A 17,442-nucleotide genomic window follows, 5' to 3' on the forward strand; every position below is an offset into this window, starting at 1 on the left:
GCGGCCGGCCGGCCGCTCGTCGTCCAGCTCGTCATCTACAACCTGCCGGGCCGCGACTGCGCCGCGCTCGCCTCCAACGGAGAGCTCGGCCCCACGGAGATCGACCGCTACAAGAGCCAGTACATCGACCCGATCGCCGCCATCCTCGGGGACAGCAAGTACGCGAGCCTGCGGATCGTGACGACCGTCGAGATCGACTCGCTGCCCAACCTGGTCACCAACGTCACACCTCGGGCGACCGCCACCCCGCAGTGCGATGTGATGAAGGCGAACGGCAACTACGTCAAGGGAGTGGGCTACGCCCTGAACCACCTGGGCGCCGTCTCCAACGTCTACAACTACGTGGACGCGGGCCACCACGGCTGGATCGGCTGGGACGACAACTTCAACGCCTCGGCGCAGATGTTCAAGCAGGCCGCGACCGCCGAGGGCAGCACCGTCGACAAGGTGCACGGCTTCATCGTCAACACCGCCAACTACGGTGCGACGAAGGAGAGCAACTTCACCGTCAACGACAATGTGGCCGGCAGGTCGGTCCGTGAGTCGAAGTGGGTGGACTGGAACCGCTACGTCGACGAGCAGTCGTTCGCGCAGGCCTTCCGCCAGCAGGCCGTCAGTGTCGGCTTCAAGTCGGACATCGGCATGCTGATCGACACCTCCCGCAACGGCTGGGGCGGTACGGCCAGGCCCGCCGGGCCCGGCGCGCAGACCAGTGTGGACACCTATGTGGACGGCGGGCGGTACGACCGCAGGATCCACCTGGGCAACTGGTGCAACCAGGCCGGTGCCGGACTCGGTGAGCGGCCGAGGTCAGCGCCCGCCACGGGGATCGACGCGTACGTCTGGATGAAGCCCCCGGGCGAGTCCGACGGCGCGAGCAAGGAGATCCCGAACGACCAGGGCAAGGGCTTCGACCGGATGTGCGACCCGACGTACACCGGCAACCCGCGGAACAACAACAACCTGTCGGGTGCCCTGGCCAACGCGCCGCTCTCCGGCGACTGGTTCTCCGCGCAGTTCCAGGAGCTGCTGAAGAACGCCTACCCGGCGCTGTAGAGCACCGGGCACCACGGGGCCGGCGGGCGCGAGTGCCCGCCGGCCCTCGTTGTTCCCCGCCGTTGTCCGCTGTTGCCTGCGATTGCCTGTCGTTCCCCGCTGTTCCCGCCGGTCCCTTCCGGCCCCTCCACTGCCCGTTCCACCACTGATTACTCGTGAGTAGTCCACAACGGAGAGGTGACATCGACGACTTACCCACACTTCCGCGGCCGTGACACCGTTGGCACCGTCACCGGCCGAGGGAGAGCGCGTGTGAACAAGGGCTACGGCGTATTCTGCGATGCCGACCGGCATTTCTACGACGCGCCGCACCGGCTGCCGTCCAGCGGCGGCACGGGCCACGAGGCCCTGTACGAGGCCGCCCGGCGGCCGGCACCCGCCGGCTGGCAGCGTCACCGCGCCGGCGACTGGCTCGCCTGGCGGCCGGTCGACTGCCAACTGCCCGTCCAGGGCTGGAAGATCCATGTGTCGGCGTGTCTGGACAACGCCGAGTCGGTCCTGGACCGCGTCATGGACTACTGCGTACCGCGCGGCATCGCCTTCAAGTTCGTGCCGAGCCGCTATCTGCTGCACAACCGCAACGCCAAGTACGCGGACCGCGGCGCCAGTGGAAAGTTCATCACCGTCTATCCCGCCGACGACCGGCAGTGCGGGATCGTCGCCGCGGAGCTGGACGCCCTGCTGGGGGGCGAGGCGGGACCGTACATCCTCAGCGACCTGCGCTGGGGCCGAGGACCGGTCCATCTCCGCTACGGCGGCTTCACCGAACGGAACTGCTACGACGCCGACGGCGAACTCCGCCCGGCCGTCGAGAACGCGGAGGGCCGGCTCGTACCGGATCTGCGCGAACCGGTCTTCCGCGTTCCCGAGTGGGTCACCCCGCCGTCCTTTCTGCGTCCGCATCTCGAAGCGCGCGACGCCGTGTCGGTCACGGACCTGCCCTACACGATCGAGCGGGCACTGCACTTCTCCAACGGCGGCGGGGTCTATGCCGCCCGGGACAGCAGGAGCGGCGAGAGGGTCGTCCTCAAGGAGGCCCGGCCGTACGCCGGGCTGGCCGCCGACGGCGCCGACGCCGTCACCCGGCTCAAGCGGGAACAGGACGCCCTGGAACGGCTGTCGGGGCTGGCCTGCACACCGGAGGTGCTGGACAGCTTCACCCTGGGCGACCATCACTTCCTGGTGCTCCAGTACATCGAGGGCCGGCCGCTCAACACCTTCTTCGCCCAGCGGCATCCGCTGATCGAGGCCGGTCCGGACGCGGCACGCCTCGCCGAGTACACCGACTGGGCGCTGCGGATCCACCGGCTGGTCGAGGAGGCCGTCGAGGCGGTGCACGGCCGCGGTGTCGTCTTCAACGATCTGCATCTGTTCAACATCATGGTCTCGCAGGACGAGTCGTCCGTGGTGCTGCTCGACTTCGAGGCCGCGGCGCCCGCCGAGGCCAACGGACGCCAGACCGTGGCCAATCCGGCCTTCGTCGCACCGGCCGACCGGCGTGGCTTCGATGTCGACCGCTACGCCCTGGCCTGTCTGCGGCTGGCCCTGTTCATACCGCTGACCAGCCTCTTCAGCGTCGACCGCGCCAAGGCCGCGCATCTCGCCGAGACCGTGGCGCGGCAGTTCCCGGTCGAGCGTGCCTTCCTCGACGAAGCCGTCGCCGAGCTGCTCCGCGATCCCGCGGGCGACCCGGAGACGGCCACTGGTCCACGGGCCGCGGGAGACGGCCCTGCCGCGGGGCCCATGGCGGGCGCGAGCCGCGCCATGGGCCCCTATCTGCCGGCCGAACCCGCCGACTGGCCCCGGAGCAGGGACTCCATGGTGAACGCGATCCTCGCCTCGGCGTCGCCCGACCGCGAGGACCGCTTCTTCCCCGGTGACATCGCCCAGTTCGCCACGGCGGGCGGCGGTCTGTCGTTCGGCCACGGCACGGCCGGAGTGCTGTACGCACTGGAGGAGAGCGGCGCGGGCCGGTGTGTTCCCGCGGAGGAGTGGCTCCTGCTGAGAACGAAGGAACCGGCCTCGGGCACACCGCTCGGCTTCTACGACGGCCTGGCCGGCCTCGCCTGGACCCTGAACCGGCTCGGTCACACCCAACGCGCGCTCGAACTGACCGAGCTGACACTCGATCAGCCATGGCAGTCCCTGCCGCCCGCTCTCCACGGCGGGGCCGCGGGGCTGGGCCTCGCGCTGAGCGACCTCGCGGTGGCGTCCGGGGAATCGGCGCTGCACGACGCGGCGCTGCGCTGCGCCGAACTGGCCGCCCGCGCGGTGTCGGGCGATCCGGCCCGGCCGGGTGCCGCGCTGTCCCGCGCGGGACTGCTGTACGGAGCGTCGGGCATCGCGCTGCTCTTCATCCGCCTCTACGAGCGCACCCACGACACCGCGCTGCTCGACCTCGCGGCCGAGGCGCTCCGTCGTGATCTGGCCCGCTGCAAACGCGGTGCGGGCGGAGCCCTCCAGGTCGACGAGGGATGGCGCACCATGCCGTATCTGGGGGCGGGCAGCGTGGGCATCGGCATGGTGCTCGACGACTATCTCGTACACCGCGCGGACGACGCGTTCGAGCGGGCGCGCGGCGAGATCGTACGGGCCGCGCGGTCCGGCTTCTACGCGCAGCCGGGCCTCTTCCGCGGCACGGCGGGCATGGTGCTGTATCTCGGCCGCACCACTGCCCCCGGCACCGGACCGGCCGAGGTACGGCGCCAGATGGACGCCCTGTCCTGGCACGCCATGACATACCGGGGCCAACTGGCCTTTCCCGGAGAGCAGATGATGCGGCTGTCGATGGATCTGTCGACCGGTACGGCGGGCTGTCTGCTGGCGCTCGCCGCCGCCTCGCCCGGCCGTCCTGCCCAACTGCCCTTCCTCCCGCCGCTTCGGCGGCCCTAGAGCCGGCTCCCGCCAGGAGCCGAAACAGAGCACACCGTCCCCATGAATGAGAGGCAAAACAATGTCCCTTCTCGACCTGCAGTCGATGGAGACCCCGAAGGAAGAGGCCATCGGCGACGTGGAAACCGGGAGCCAGGCGAGCCTGCTGCTCTGCGGTGACAGCAGCCTGAGCCTGTTCACCTGCAACTGACGTCACTGACGTCACGGGTCCCGGGCGGTTCGCCGCCCGGGACCCGGCCGGCGCCTGCCGGCCGCCGACAGGCCCAGGACCGGAGGAGGATCCCGCCCCGATGGCTGTCCCACGCCGGGAACAGCGTCCGTCTCAAGGAGGCCGCGACCGCGGCGCACCGCTCACGGCGGCGCGGTCCGCATCCCGACCGCCGGCCGGCCCCGGCCGGCCGGGACTGGCTCCGCTGATCGGTGCGGCCCGGCACAGCGCGGGCCTCACCGCCGCGGTGTTCCTCTGCTCGGCCCTCTCTGCGGGCGCGTCCCTCGTCCTGCCCGCGGCCGTCGGCCGGACACTGGATCTGCTGCTCGACCACGACGGCGGAGCCGGGTACTGGCTCCTTCTGTGTACCGCCGCGATCACCGCGGAGGTGCTTCTCGACGCCCTGGTGGCCCTGGCGAGCGGTACGGCCAACGCCCGCTCGACCGCGTGGCTGCGGGTCAAGGGGCTGACCCGGCTGCTCGCGGCGCCGCCCGAGCAGGGCTCCCGCCTCTCCCCCGGCGACACGGCGGCCAGGCTGACCGCGAACGCCACCGAGGCCGCTGCCGCGCCGGTGACCGCCGCGTCCCTCGCGGCGTCGCTGCTCGCTCCGGCCGGCGCGATCGTCGCACTGCTCCTCATCGACCTCTGGACGGCCGCCGCCTTCCTCGTCGGCCTGCCCCTGCTCTTCGTGCTGCTGCGCGCCTTCACCCGTGACTCCTCCGACAGCATCGCGCGGTACCAGAGCGTGCAGTCCGGGATCGCGTCCCGGCTCGTCGAGGCACTGGGGGGCGCACGGACCATCGCCGCCGCCGGTACGACGGAGCGTGAGCTCGCCCGTATCCTCGCCCCGCTGCCCGAACTGGACGTCCAGGGACGGCGTATGTGGCGCGTGCACGGCCGGGCCCTGGCCCGCGGCGGTGTTCTCATGCCGCTGCTGACGACCGGTGTACTGGCGGTCGGCGGCGCGCGGCTGGCCTCGGGCGCGATCAGCGTCGGAGAACTGCTGGCCGCCTCCCGGTACGCGGCGCTGGCGGCCGGTGTGGGCGCCACCGCCGAGTTCCTCGGCGCGCTGGTACGCAGCCGGTCCGCGGCCCGCAGAACCGCCGAGCTGCTGGACCTCCCCGCCCTCGCCCACGGCACGGCGTCCCTGCCGCCCGACGGACCGGGCACGCTCCGGCTGCGCGGCGTACGGGTGGTGCGCGAGGGCCGTACGCTGCTCTCCGACATCGATCTGGAGATCCCGGGAGGCAGCTCGGCGGCCGTGGTGGGACGTTCGGGAGCGGGCAAGTCCCTGCTCGCCGCCGTCGCCGGACGGCTCACCGATCCGGACGAGGGCTCCGTACTGCTCGACGGCGTGCCACTGGCCGCCGTCGGGCGGGAACAGCTGCGCCGTGAGGTCGGATACGCCTTCGAACGGCCCGCCCTGTGGGGCGAGACGATCGGTGAGGCCCTGGCGTGCGGCGCCGAGCGGGTCTCCCGGGACCGGGTGCGGGAGGCGGCCCGCGCGGCGGGCGCGGACGCGTTCGTACGGCTGCTCCCCCGTGGGTACGACACTCCGCCGCGCGAGGCCCCGCTGTCCGGCGGTGAGCTCCAACGGCTCGGTCTGGCACGGGCGTTCGCGCACGCGGGCCGGCTGCTGATCCTCGACGACGCGACCTCCAGCCTGGACACGGTCACCGAACGGCAGGTGGAACGCGCCCTGGCCCAGGATGTCAGGGCGGGCACCCGGCTGATCATCGCCCACCGGCTCTCCTCGGCGGTCCGGGCGGATCTGGTGATCTGGCTGGAGGAGGGACGGGTACGGGCGATGGGACCGCACGCGGAGCTGTGGCGGTTCCCGGCCTACCGCGAGGTCTTCGCGGTGCCGGGCCCTGTGTCCGCACCCGGTCCGGCGCCGGAGCGCTCCGCGCCGTCCGTGCGCCCCCTGCCGCAAAGAGCCGGGCGCGCGGCGGACGTCCCGCTGGAACGGCCCGGCCGGTGACGGCGAGGGGAACGGCCGGCCGGGCTCCCGCCGCGGGCGGCGGTACACCGCACGAGGACCGGGGCACGCTGCGCCGGCTCCTGCTGCGTGGCCGCCGCTTCCTCCTGCGCAGAAAAGGGGTTCTGCTCAGACTCGCGGGCTGGTCCCTGCTGGAGTCCGCGCAGACCTTTCTCGGCGGCTACTGCCTGGCACGGGCCCTCGACGAGGGTTTTCTGGCGGGCCGGACGGGCACCGGCCTGGTCTGGCTGGCCGTGGCCGCCGTGGCGATCCTCGCCGGCGGCCCGCTCGTGCGCGGTGTCTTCGCCGAGCTGGCCTCGCTCGTGGAGCCCTTGCGGGACGCCCTGGTCCGCCGGGCGGTGACACAGTCGCTGAGCGGGGCGGTGGCCGATCCGGCGCGTGCGGACGGGGGCGCGGTCTCACGGCTCACCCATCAGACCGAGATCGTGCGGGACAGCTTCGCCGGTCTGCTGCTCACCGCCCGCTCCTTTGTCTTCACACTGGTGGGAGCGGTGGCCGGACTGCTGACGCTCACGCCGCTGTTCCTGCTCGTGGTCGTGCCGCCGCTGGCTCTGGGGCTGCTGCTGTTCCTGGCCACGCTGCGCCCGATGGCCACCGCCCAGCGCGCGTTCCTGGACGCCGACGAGGCGATCGCCGATCGCGTCGGCGCGGTCGGCGCCGGGCTGCGCGACATCGTGGCCTGCGGTGCGGGAGCGCAGGTGGCGGACCGTACGGAACGGCTGATCGGGACGGGCGCCCGCACCTCGCGGATCCTGGCGCGCTGGGCGGCCGTACGAACGCTGGCACTCGGGGTGGCCGGACAGCTGCCGGTGCTCACGCTACTGGCCGCCACTCCCTGGCTGCTCGGCCGAGGAGTGACGGCGGGCGCGCTGCTGGGGGCACTGGCCTATCTCGTCCAGGCGCTGCTGCCCGCCCTCCATACGCTGATGACCGCCCTGGGTGCGGCCGGTACCCGGTTGCTGGTGGTGCTGGAGCGGTTCGAGGACCGGGAGGCGGCTGCGGCGCCCGGGGCACCGGAACCGGAACCCCCGGCGCGTCCGGTGGTGAAGAACGGTGCCGCGCCGGCGCGGAGGGCCCGGCCGGCCGTGGAGATCCGGTCGGTGACGGTGGCGTACGGTCCCGGCGCGCCTCCCGTGCTCGACTCGCTCGATCTGACCGTGGAGCAGGGCGAACACCTGGCGGTCGTCGGCCCGAGCGGTATCGGCAAGTCGACTCTCACCGGTGTGATCGCGGGGCTGCTTGTGCCCGACAGCGGGACGGTACTGCTGGCGGGCGAGCCCCCGGCGGGCCCTCGGACGAGCGCGTCGGCGCCGCGCCGCGTACTGATACCGCAGCAGGCGTACCTGTTCACCGGCACCGTCCGCGACAATCTGCTGTATCTGCGTCCCGACGCGTCGGCCGCCGAGCTGTCGGCGGCCGTCGACGCGCTGGACGCCGACGGACTCGTCGACCGGCTCGGCGGACCGGACGCGACGGTCGAGCCCGCGAAGCTCTCGCAGGGCGAGCGCCAGTTGCTCGCCCTGTGCCGTGCGTATGTCTCCGCCGCGCCTCTCATGATCCTGGACGAGGCCACCTGTCATCTGGATCCGGTCGCGGAGGCGCGCGCGGAGCGGGCTCTGGCCGGGCTTCCCGGCACGCTGATCGTGGTCGCGCACCGGCTGTCGTCCGCGCGCCGGGCGGACCGTGTCCTCGTACTGGACGGGACCCGGCCCGCCTGCGGGACACATGACGAGCTGCTGACCGGCTCGGCCCTCTACCGCGATCTGGCCGGCCACTGGTGATCCAATGGCCCGCCGACGGGTGGCCCGCCGCCCGCGGTCCGCCGGGCGGGACGGTCAGAGCCAGCCGGCGCCCTGGGATATACGGACCGCGTCCAGGCGGTTGCGTCCGCCGACCTTCCGTATCGCGGCTGCCAGATAGTTGCGTATCGTTCCTTTGGACAGACGCAGGGACCGCGCGATTTCATCGATCGGCGCGCCCTCCGCCGCCATCGCGAGAACACTGAGTTCGCGCGGTGTCAACGGCATCTTCGCGGCCTGGAGGAAATCGAAGGCAAGCGATTCGTCGATGTACCGCTCACCTCTGGCCACTCTGTGGATGGCCTCGACCAATCGCCGAGGCTCACCGTCCTTGTTGACATATCCAAGAGCGCCCGCGTCAAAAGCCTTCCGTAAAGCTCCCGGCTTCCGCACGGTGGCGAGAACCAGCAGACCAGGGCCGTCGCCCAGATCGCCATAGGCGGACCCCGTCTTGCCGCCATGGCTCGGAGAATGCCCCGGAGAATCCAAACAGTCAATATCGGTCACAAACACATGCGGCGGCGTCACATATGTTCCATGAATTGACGCACACCCGGGCGCCGACGACACATCGAGTGTCGTATCGGCCCGCAACAGTGCCACAAGGGCCGAGCGGAACAGACTGACATGGTGCACCACGTGGACTCGGATCATGTCCTGCCTCCTCTTGTTGTCATCGACCACACCACAATGCCCGGCGAAAGCGCCCGGGAACGAGAAATTCGCCAGCAAGGGAGGCACTTTCCGATGCACGCCGAGCACCCGCGTGCAGCAGTGCGCCACTGCGCGCGCCCGGCTGGGCGGCGTAATGACTGACCTGGGCGGACGGAAACCCCGTCGAGCACCAGGCGCACGGTCCCGGGCCCGGCGGGCCGGGACGGACCGCGGGGACGGCCGCCCAGGGAGGGCCGGACCGCCCCCGCGCGCCCTCCATATACTCCGCTTATTCCGTTTCGCCGGGAAAGGAGGAAAATAGCAGGAGAGAGTCCCTCTTGGAGGCGAAGCGATGACACAGACCCGCTACACCCAGGACCACGGGCTGACCACCCGCATGGTGACCACCATGTTTCTGATCGGCCTGCTCTATGTGGTCCTGGTCGGTGTGCTGCTCGCGGTGCTGGGCAAGTTCTGGCCCGTCATCCTGATCGTCGCCGGTGCGCTGTTCATCGCGCAGTTCTGGTTCAGCGACCGCATCGCGGCCTTCGGCATGGGCGCGCGCGAGGTCACGCCCGAGCAGGCACCCGAGCTGCACGGCGCCGTCGACCGGATCTGCGCACTGGCCGACATGCCCAAACCACGGGTGGCGATCTCGCAGAGTGACATCCCGAACGCCTTCGCCACCGGGCGCAGTGAGCGCAGCGCCCTGGTCTGTGCCACCACCGGACTGCTGCGCAGGCTGGAGCCGGAGGAGCTGGAGGGCGTCCTGGCGCACGAGATGTCACATGTCGCCCACCGTGATGTGGCGGTCATGACGATCGCCTCGTTCCTGGGCGTGATGGCCGGTCTGATCACCCGCTTCGCGCTCTACAGCGGACTGTCGAACAGTGCCAGGAACGCCGGCCCGGCGGGCCTGGCGATCATGGTCATTCCGCTGGTCAGCTCGGTGGTCTATGTGATCGGCTTTCTGCTGACCAGGCTGCTCTCGCGCTACCGGGAGCTCTCCGCGGACCGCGCCGCCGCGCTGCTCACCGGCCGTCCGTCGGCGCTCGCCTCGGCCCTGACCAAGGTGAGCGGGCAGATGGCGCGGATACCGACGCGGGACCTGCGGAAGGCCGAGCCGTACAACGCGTTCTACTTCGTCCCGGCGTTCGCCTCGAAGGAGAGCCTGGGCCGGCTGTTCTCCTCGCACCCGACCCTGGAGCAGCGTCTGGAGCAGCTCGCCCGGCTGTCCGCAGAGCTCGCCCGCCCGTGACCGGACGCCTCGCCCATGGCCCGTCGGCCCGGAGCGCCCGTCGCCCGTCGCCCGTCGCCCGTCGCCCGTCGCCCGTCGCCCGTCGCCCGTGAGTGACCGTACCGGTACCGACCGGTACCCGAACAGCGAGGAGCTGGTCCCGTGGGTCTTCTCGACACCATCCTCGGCCGGAGCAAGCCCGTCCGCCCCAACCTCGATCAGCTCTTCGCCCTCCCGTCCGCCGCGCTCACCCTCCAGGCCGGAGCGGGATTCGTCCCCACCGGCCTGGGTTCCGTCTGTTTCGCGGGCGTGGAGGGCGGCGGCTTCGCGCGGATCAGACAGGACGTACGGGAGCTGCTCGACGCGGACGCGGGGCGGGCCGGTCATCCGGTGGAGTTCAGCCACGACTCGTACGGCTACACCTGGCTGCTCGCCCGGCAGCCGCCCGACGACACCGCAGCCCTGGTCAACGATCTGCACGCGGTCAACACGCTGCTGGAGGACGGCGGCTTCGGGCCGCAGCTCCTCTGCTCGCTGATGAGTTTCCAGGACGCGGAGCAGCGGCCCCTGGGGCTCGTCTATCTCTACAAGCGCGGCACCTTCTATCCGTTCGCCCCCCTGCCGGGCCTGGGCGAGAAGCGGGACAACCAGCGCGAACTCCAGGTGCGGGCCCTGCTCGGGGACGATCTGCGGATCGAACCCGATCTGGCCCGCTGGTTCCCCGTCTGGGGCGCGCCGGGCCTGTGACCGCCCCTGATCCGGCCGCCTGCCGCCGTGAGCTGATATCACGAGAGCCGCGCCGCCGAGAGACCGGCGGCGCGGCTTTCGCGCGTGTCCGTGTGCCGGTGTCCGCGCGCACCTTCGTATCCGCACCCATGCATCCTGCGTACGCGTGTGCCGGCGCGCGGACCTGAGGGACCGGACCGTTACGGCTTGGGCAGGGCGCAGCCCGCGCGGCTCAGGTCGATCTTGTTGCCCGTGCCGACGCACGGCACGATGCCATAGGTCTCCTGGGCGTAGTTGATGCCCTGACGCACCGTCACCGTGCCGTTCTGATCCACCTCGCACGGATTGTTGAGTGTGCACCGGCCGCCGGACTCGTTGCCGGTGTTGTTGACGGCGACGACCTTGCCGGTGACGTTGTCGATCACGGGCGAGCCCGAGGTACCGCCGATGGTGTTGCAGGCGGAGGTGTACCGGACCGAGTCCTTCCAGGTCCAGTCGGCCTCCTTCAACTGGTAGGCGAAACCGTCGACATTGCAGCTGTAGATGCGCTTCCAGTAGCCGGAGACCACCTTGATCGCGCTGCCCTGGACGGGACGTACGGTGTTCAGTTCCAGCGCCGTTATGCCGTAGGAGCTCTGGATCTGGGCGTAGGTGCTGGTGAGCTGGTACAGCGAGATGTCGGTGTCGGTCATCGTCGCGTACGCGATCTTGCTGGCGCGCAGGGTCGCGACGCTGCTGCCCGCGGAGTTCAGCAGACTGAAGGTACGGGTCGAGGCCCGGTCCACGACGACCTGGCCGGGGCCGAGGAAGCCGGTTTCCAGGCAGTGGCCGTTGGACAGGACCAGCGCCGGGTCGCTGGGCTGCGATCCCGGCGTACGGACCACGGAGCCCGAGCAGTTGCTGAGTGCCACTGTTCCCGCGAAGTCGACCGCTTTCACATCGACCTGGGGCGTGGTGACGTTCGTGGCAGTCGTCGTCGGCGCCACCGTGTCATGGCTCGCGGCCATGACCGGTGCCGTACCCGCTCCGAGGAGCAGGACGGCGAGGAGCGCGCCGAGGAGAGGCTTCTTCATGTGGGGGTCCCCTCTGTGACCGAAGTGCCTTCGGTTTTGTCATGCGCATTGTGGATGCGAGGGCGAAGGCGGGCAACCACGCCTCAGGGAGCGACAGTTGTCTCCTCGGTGGTCCAGGCGGCGGCCTGATCGCTGAGCGAGAGACCCAGCCCCGGACGGCGCGGGACGATCATCCGGCCCTCGCGCAGTTCGAGCCGTTCGTTGAACAGCGGCTCCAGCCACTCGAAGTGCTCGACCCAGGTGGCACGCGGATAGGCGGCGGCGAGATGGAGATGGATCTCCATCGCGAAGTGGGGCGCCATGCCGAGGCTCTTGTGGTCGGCGAGCGCCATGATCTGGAGGAACGGGGTGATCCCGCCGACCCGGGGCGCGTCGGGCTGGATGAAGTCGGCGGCGCCGGTCATGATCAGAGCGGTGTGCTCGGCGACACCGGTGAGCATCTCACCGGTGGCCACGGGCGTGTCCAGGCTCGCGGCCAGTGCCGCGTGTCCTTCGGCGTCATAGGCGTCCAGCGGCTCCTCGATCCAGGTGAGACCGAATCCCTCCAGGGCGCGGCCCATCCGGGCGGCGGTGGTGCGGTCCCACTGCTGGTTCGCGTCGACCATCAACGGCACGTCGTCGCCCACGTGTTCCCGTACGGCCTCGACGCGCCGCAGATCCGTCCTGCTGTCCGGCAGGCCCACCTTGATCTTGACACCGCCGATGCCCCGCGCCAGCGCGCGGCCCGCGTTCTCCCGCACCTGGTCGAGCGACATGGAGAGAAAACCGCCGGAGGTGTTGTAGCAGGGTACGGAGTCACGGTGCGCGCCGAGCAGTTTGGCCAGCGGCAGTCCCGCCCGGCGGGCCTTCAGATCCCACAGGGCGATGTCGAAGGCGGCGATGGCCTGGGTGGTCAGCCCGCTGCGGCCCATCGACGCGCCCGCCCAGACCAGCTTCTGCCAGAGCCGGCCGGTGTCGCTGGGATCCTCGCCGATCAGCTCGGGGGCTATCTCCCGGGCGTGGGCGTACAGTCCGGGACCGCCCGCCCGCTTGGAGTAGCTGAAGCCGATGCCCTCGTGGCCGCCTTCGGTGGCGATCTCGGCGAAGAGGAACGCGACCTCGGTCAGCGGTTTCTGACGCCCGGTCAGCACTTTGGCATCGCTGACCGGCATGGGCAGCGGCAGCCGTACGAGGGAGAGACGGACGGCGGAGACACGGTCGAGCGTCGCCTCCCCGGGCGCCGGGGCGAACGGCGTGGAGGTGGAGGGCTGGAGGACGGATGACATGACAGGGCTCCTTCGAACTACGCGCGTAATACGTCGCATTACGGTGTCGGGTACGGGCCGTCGGGATGAGGGCGGACGACCGCACGGCTGGGCCGACGGCCGCGCCCTGCGTAGTTCGATCCGTCGGGCCGGCACGGCGACGATCAGAGCCCTGCCCCTCGACCGGCCCGTCCACGCCTCGGCCGCGCGTCCACGCCTCGCGGGCCCGGCCCCGTCCGGCCGGGCGGATCCGTCACGGAAAACGCCGCCGTCGGCCCCGGGTCGGGGCCGGCGGCGGCGCGGGGGAGAACAGGCGCAGGCACACTCCGTACCGGGGAGTCCGCCCGGTCAGAGTCCGCCGGTATGGAGCAGGCGGTTGGGTGAGCCCTTGCCGATGGGCGACAGCACGTCCTTGCTGGACTGCCCAGCGAGCCAGAGCGCGATGTCCTTCGGGCTCGCGTCCGGGTGCTTCTCCTTGTGGAGCGCGGCGACACCGGCGACATGCGGGCTCGCCATGGAGGTACCGCTCTGCACGACGGCCCCTCCGCCCAGCCCTGCCGAGACGATGGCCGCGCCGGGAGCGTAGGTCCACACGCACGCGCCGTAGTTGCTGAACTCGGCCTCGCGGTCCTGTCTGTCCGTCGCGCCCACGGTGACCGCCTGCCCGGCGCCCGCCGGTGAGACCGCGCAGGCGTCCGTCGACTCGTTGCCCGCCGCGACGACGGGCAGGACGCCTCGGGCCGCGATCGCGTCGACCGCGTCGTCGACCGCCTTGGACGAGGGCCCGCCCAAGGACACGTTGAGGACCGCGGGCTGCTTGGCGTTCCTGGCGATCCAGTCGAGTCCGGCGAGGATACCGGCCCAGGTGCCATGGCCCCGGCAGTCGAGTACGCGCACGGCGACCAGCGAGACCGCGCGGGCCACACCATGGACCGTCCCGCCCGTGGTGCCCGCCACATGGGTGCCGTGGCCATTGCAGTCCTGGCCCTCGCGCCGGTCGGGGACGGCGTCGAAGCCGACGGTGGCGCGGCCACCGAACTCGCTGTTCGCGGTCTCGATCCCGGTGTCGGCGATGTAGGCCGTGACGCCCTTGCCCGTACCGGTCACGGTGAAGCCGTTGTCGAGCGGCAGGCTCCGCTGGTCGATCCGGTCCAGTCCCCAGCTCGCGACGGCGCCTCCGGTCCGTCCGGGATCCGGTCCGGTCACGGGCGGACCGACCGAGACCCGGCCGTTCTCCTCGACCGCCGCGACCCCGGGGAGCGAGCGCACCGCGCTGAGCTGGGACGGGGTGAGGACGGCGGCGAATCCGCGCAGGGTGGTCTCGTAGGTGAAGAGGGGATCGAGCCCGAGCCGCCGCACCGCGTCGGCCGGCGAGAGCGCGGGCCTCAGCGTGACGATGTACTGGTGCGGGACCGCCCGGGCGGAACGTTCCACCGGAACACGGTCCTCATGGGTCCCGGCCTTGGCGTCGGTGCCGCTGAGCAGGGGGACGAGCAGCAGAAGGGCGGCCGGTGCCCAGCGCGTGCGCAGACGCATGCGTTCTCCTTGGGATGACGGAGGAATGACGGATTCGGTCGCGGACAGAAGTGACAGAGCTGTACGCGATGTATGAAAACCCGTCCTTCAAGCAGGAGAACGCGTCCTTCGGCCACGACACACGCGCGGCTCGAACGACCTCGGCCGAATGGCGCAGCGGGCCCGCGCGGCCGGCGACCGCGCACCCGGGAACCGCCAGGCCGGGACCGTACGGATCAGGCGGCGGGGAGGGCCTGTTCGGCCCAGATGGCCTTGCCGGTGGGAATCTGACGGGTGCCCCAGCGCTCGCTGAGCTGGGCGACCAGCAGCAGTCCCCGTCCGCCCTCGTCGAAGACCCGGGCCCGGCGCATGTGCGGAGCGGTGGTGCTGCTGTCGCAGACCTCGCAGATCAAGGTGCGATCACGGATCAGCCGTAGCTGGACAGGACCGCCGGCGTGCAGGATGGCGTTGGTGAACAGCTCGCTGACCAGCAGTTCCGTACTGAAGGTCAGTTCTTCGAGGCCCCAAGTGAGGAGCTGGCGCGTCACCCGTTCCCGGGCGTCCGCGACCAGCGACGGCTCGGCCGGCAGCTCCCAGGTGGCGACCTGGCCGTCGTCGAGCGCGTGGGTGCGTGCGACGAGAAGGGCGACGTCGTCGACGGGCCGGGTGGAGAACAGGGACCGCAGCACGGAGTCGCAGATGGACTCCAGCGACGCGGCGGGTGTGCTCAGGATGTCGCAGAGCACCTCGATGCCGGAGCCGACGTCGTGCTCGCGGGACTGGATCAGTCCGTCGGTGTAGAGGGCCAGCAGACTGCCCTCCGGGACCTCGAACTCCACCGATTCGAACGGCAGATCGCCCAGGCCCAGCGGCGGACCGGCCGGCAGCCTGACCACCTCCACCGTGCCGTCGGGCTTGGCGAGCACGGGCGGCGGATGGCCGGCGCGCGCCGCGCAGCAGCGGCGGGACACCGGGTCGTAGACGGCGTAGAGACAACTCGCGCCCACGTTGGCGTCGTCGGCCACGATGTCGGCGTTCTCCGCCGCGCCGACGTTCTCCGAGGCGAGCCGTACGACCACGTCGTCGAGATGGGTGAACAGCTCGTCCGGCGGCAGGTCCATGTCCGCGAGCGTGCGCACGGCGGTACGCAGCCGGCCCATGGTGGCGGACGCGTGGATGCCGTGGCCGACGACATCGCCCACCACCAGGGCGACCCGCGAGCCGGAGAGCGGAATGACGTCGAACCAGTCGCCGCCCACCCCGTACTCGGAGTCGGCGGGCCGGTAGCGGGTGGCGACCTCCACGGCCGACTGCGGTGGCAGTCCGCGGGGCAGCAGACTGCGCTGGAGGGTGACGGCGGTGCTGCGTTCGCGTGTGTACCGCCGCGCGTTGTCGATGCAGACGGCGGCGCGCGCCGCGAGCTGCTCGGCGAGCAGCAGATCCTCCTCGGTGAACGCCTCCGGGTTGACGCTGCGGCAGAACAGGGCCGCGCCCAGGATGTTCCCGCGGGCCACCAGGGGCGCCGCGATGAGCGACTGGACGCCGTAGCGCGGGCAGTTGGCGGCCCGCCTCGGGTCGCGCGTCATCCACCGGGTGTACTCGGTGTCCCAGGGTCCGGTGAGAACGGCCCGGCCGGTGGTCAGACAGCGGGCGGGCGGCGAGTACTCGGGGTAGTTGTCCACCTCGCCGACGGCGACGGCGGCCTCGGGCACGTCGGGCCGGTGGGCCGACCGGTGCGCGACCCGGCGCAGCCGTACATCACCGGTGAGCGGATCGGGTGTCGGCTCGTCACCGCGCAGTACGGAGTCCAGCAGATCGACGCTGATGAAGTCGGCGAACCGGGGCAGCGGTGTGCTCGCCAGTTCCTCGGCGGTACGGGTCACATCGAGGGTGGTGCCGATCCGCAGCCCCGCCTCGTTGAGCAGGGCGAGCCCCTCACGGGCCCGGTACTCCTCGCTGATCTCAAGACCGGCCACGGCGACGGCCAGGACCTTTCCGTCCTCGTCGGTGAGCGGCGAGAGCGATACGGTCCAGGCGCGCTCGCGGTGCTCGCCCGCCGCGCGGCGGAAGGTCAGCGCGGTCTCGGGCTCACCGGTGCGCAGTGCCCGTCGCATGGGCCTCTCGACCTCGGCGTCCACACGGTTCTCCGTCAGGAACCCGGAACGTCGTCCGCGCATTTCTTCCTCCGTGAGGCCGACGATCCGGCACATTTGCTGGTTGGCGCGCAGCAGCCGCAGATCCGGGTCGTGGACCGCCATCGGAAGCGTCGCCTGGGCGAACGACCGCTCCGTCAGATCGGCGTCACGAGCGGCGCCGGCCTCCGCCACGGTCGCCAGCAGCCACCGGCCGGCCCCGCCTTCGTCGGCGGCCGCGCCTCCGTCGCCGAGGGGGCAGGCCAGCAGGTCCACATCCACCGAACCGCCGGCCCGGTGGCGTACCGCGATCCGGCCGCTCCACAGCTCGTGGCGGGCCAGCGACCGCCATCCGGAGGCGGGCAGAGTTCCCTGGAGAAGTCCCTCGGCCCTGCGTCCCACGATCTCGACCGGCGCGTAGCCGAGCATCTGCTCGGCGGCGGTGCTCCAGCGGATGACGACGCCTCGCGCGTCGACGGTCGCCGTAGCCCATCTGACCCCACCGCCGCCGGACCCGGCCGACGCCTCCCCGGTGGCCGTGCCACGCGTGTCGTCCATTCCGATCTCAACTTTCGGACAATTTTCTTACTCTTCACATAGACAACCATTCCCCCCTCCCGGTGATATTCCCTTCGCGGAAGACGTCATGCGTGGTGGTGCCCTCCATCGGCGGTCCGACAGGGCCCGGACGTCCATATGGCCAGGCCCCACCGCTCCTGCGGATTGATGGTGGTCCGGCCCGTGCTCCACGGTGTGTGAGCCGCCCTACTCTCCGTATCCACAAGAGGGGGACGCCTCGAAGGAGCCGCCATGCATCGAACTCGCACAAGCCCCACAGGCCCCACGGGCCACGCGGCACGCGCAGCCGGCACAACCCGCACAAGAAACCTTTCCTCCGTCGGAGTGC

Annotated in this window: 12 protein-coding genes; 7 read left to right on the forward strand and 5 right to left on the reverse strand. The window is 71.2% G+C overall.

Features of this window, described 5'->3' with window-relative positions; translation table 11 throughout:
- The 5 genes from BFF77_RS22245 to BFF77_RS22265 all read left to right on the forward strand — a co-directional run.
- Window positions 1-1,056 (forward strand): glycoside hydrolase family 6 protein (locus BFF77_RS22245; RefSeq protein ID WP_169922707.1); only part of this gene is annotated, 1,056 nt, incomplete at its 5' end.
- Window positions 1,057-1,308: 252 nt separating this feature from the next.
- Complete coding sequence (gene lanKC, locus BFF77_RS22250; RefSeq protein WP_066952673.1) at window positions 1,309-3,948, forward strand: class III lanthionine synthetase LanKC; 2,640 nt, start codon at window positions 1,309-1,311, stop codon at window positions 3,946-3,948.
- Window positions 3,949-4,009: 61 nt separating this feature from the next.
- Window positions 4,010-4,138, forward strand: a complete 129-nt coding sequence (locus tag BFF77_RS22255; protein ID WP_066952675.1) for a SapB/AmfS family lanthipeptide — start codon at window positions 4,010-4,012, stop codon at window positions 4,136-4,138.
- A 100-nt stretch (window positions 4,139-4,238) separates the two neighbouring features.
- Window positions 4,239-6,137 carry an ABC transporter ATP-binding protein gene (locus BFF77_RS22260; protein ID WP_066952677.1) on the forward strand — a complete coding sequence of 633 codons (1,899 nt, stop codon included), beginning with the start codon at window positions 4,239-4,241 and terminating at the stop codon, window positions 6,135-6,137.
- Window positions 6,134-7,936, forward strand: coding sequence for an ATP-binding cassette domain-containing protein (locus BFF77_RS22265; RefSeq protein ID WP_079125381.1), 1,803 nt, complete (start codon window positions 6,134-6,136; stop codon window positions 7,934-7,936). The genes BFF77_RS22260 and BFF77_RS22265 overlap by 4 nt, the downstream gene beginning before the upstream one ends.
- 54 nt (window positions 7,937-7,990) lie before the next feature.
- Here the strand turns inward: BFF77_RS22265 and BFF77_RS22270 are convergent, their stop codons facing one another.
- Window positions 7,991-8,686: a response regulator transcription factor gene (locus tag BFF77_RS22270; protein WP_425424415.1), complete on the reverse strand. Its 696-nt coding sequence runs from the start codon at window positions 8,684-8,686 to the stop codon at window positions 7,991-7,993.
- A gap of 274 nt (window positions 8,687-8,960) precedes the next feature.
- On the opposite strand from BFF77_RS22270, the gene htpX reads away from it, so the two are divergent.
- Complete coding sequence (htpX, locus tag BFF77_RS22275) at window positions 8,961-9,866, forward strand: zinc metalloprotease HtpX (protein ID WP_066952681.1); 906 nt, start codon at window positions 8,961-8,963, stop codon at window positions 9,864-9,866.
- Between the two features lie 141 nt (window positions 9,867-10,007).
- Entirely contained in the window at window positions 10,008-10,592 is a 585-nt protein-coding gene (gene pspAB / locus BFF77_RS22280; RefSeq protein WP_066952683.1) for a PspA-associated protein PspAB, read from the forward strand.
- A gap of 179 nt (window positions 10,593-10,771) precedes the next feature.
- Here the strand turns inward: pspAB and BFF77_RS22285 are convergent, their stop codons facing one another.
- The 4 genes from BFF77_RS22285 to BFF77_RS22300 form a co-directional block, all read right to left on the reverse strand.
- Window positions 10,772-11,644: a S1 family peptidase gene (locus BFF77_RS22285; RefSeq protein ID WP_066952685.1), complete on the reverse strand. Its 873-nt coding sequence runs from the start codon at window positions 11,642-11,644 to the stop codon at window positions 10,772-10,774.
- Between the two features lie 83 nt (window positions 11,645-11,727).
- On the reverse strand, window positions 11,728-12,909 hold the full coding sequence (locus BFF77_RS22290) for an L-talarate/galactarate dehydratase (protein WP_066952687.1): 1,182 nt from the start codon (window positions 12,907-12,909) through the stop codon (window positions 11,728-11,730).
- A 327-nt stretch (window positions 12,910-13,236) separates the two neighbouring features.
- Window positions 13,237-14,424, reverse strand: coding sequence for a S8 family peptidase (locus BFF77_RS22295; RefSeq protein ID WP_066952689.1), 1,188 nt, complete (start codon window positions 14,422-14,424; stop codon window positions 13,237-13,239).
- Window positions 14,425-14,639: 215 nt separating this feature from the next.
- Window positions 14,640-17,093, reverse strand: a complete 2,454-nt coding sequence (locus BFF77_RS22300) for a SpoIIE family protein phosphatase (RefSeq protein ID WP_066952691.1) — start codon at window positions 17,091-17,093, stop codon at window positions 14,640-14,642.
- Window positions 17,094-17,442: the final 349 nt, after the last annotated feature.

The organism is Streptomyces lushanensis (genome assembly GCF_001700515.1).
GTDB classification, from domain to species: domain Bacteria; phylum Actinomycetota; class Actinomycetes; order Streptomycetales; family Streptomycetaceae; genus Streptomyces; species Streptomyces lushanensis.

What these genes read in the sequence shown, in the direction of transcription:
- BFF77_RS22255 (WP_066952675.1), top strand. Translation starts at nt 4,010, where the DNA reads ATGTCCCTTCTCGACCTGCAGTCGATGGAGACCCCGAAGGAAGAGGCC.
- BFF77_RS22260 (WP_066952677.1), top strand. Translation starts at nt 4,239, where the DNA reads ATGGCTGTCCCACGCCGGGAACAGCGTCCGTCTCAAGGAGGCCGCGAC.
- htpX (WP_066952681.1), top strand. Translation starts at nt 8,961, where the DNA reads ATGACACAGACCCGCTACACCCAGGACCACGGGCTGACCACCCGCATG.
- BFF77_RS22285 (WP_066952685.1), bottom strand. Translation starts at nt 11,644, where the DNA reads ATGAAGAAGCCTCTCCTCGGCGCGCTCCTCGCCGTCCTGCTCCTCGGA.
- BFF77_RS22290 (WP_066952687.1), bottom strand. Translation starts at nt 12,909, where the DNA reads ATGTCATCCGTCCTCCAGCCCTCCACCTCCACGCCGTTCGCCCCGGCG.
- BFF77_RS22295 (WP_066952689.1), bottom strand. Translation starts at nt 14,424, where the DNA reads ATGCGTCTGCGCACGCGCTGGGCACCGGCCGCCCTTCTGCTGCTCGTC.
- BFF77_RS22300 (WP_066952691.1), bottom strand. Translation starts at nt 17,093, where the DNA reads ATGGACGACACGCGTGGCACGGCCACCGGGGAGGCGTCGGCCGGGTCC.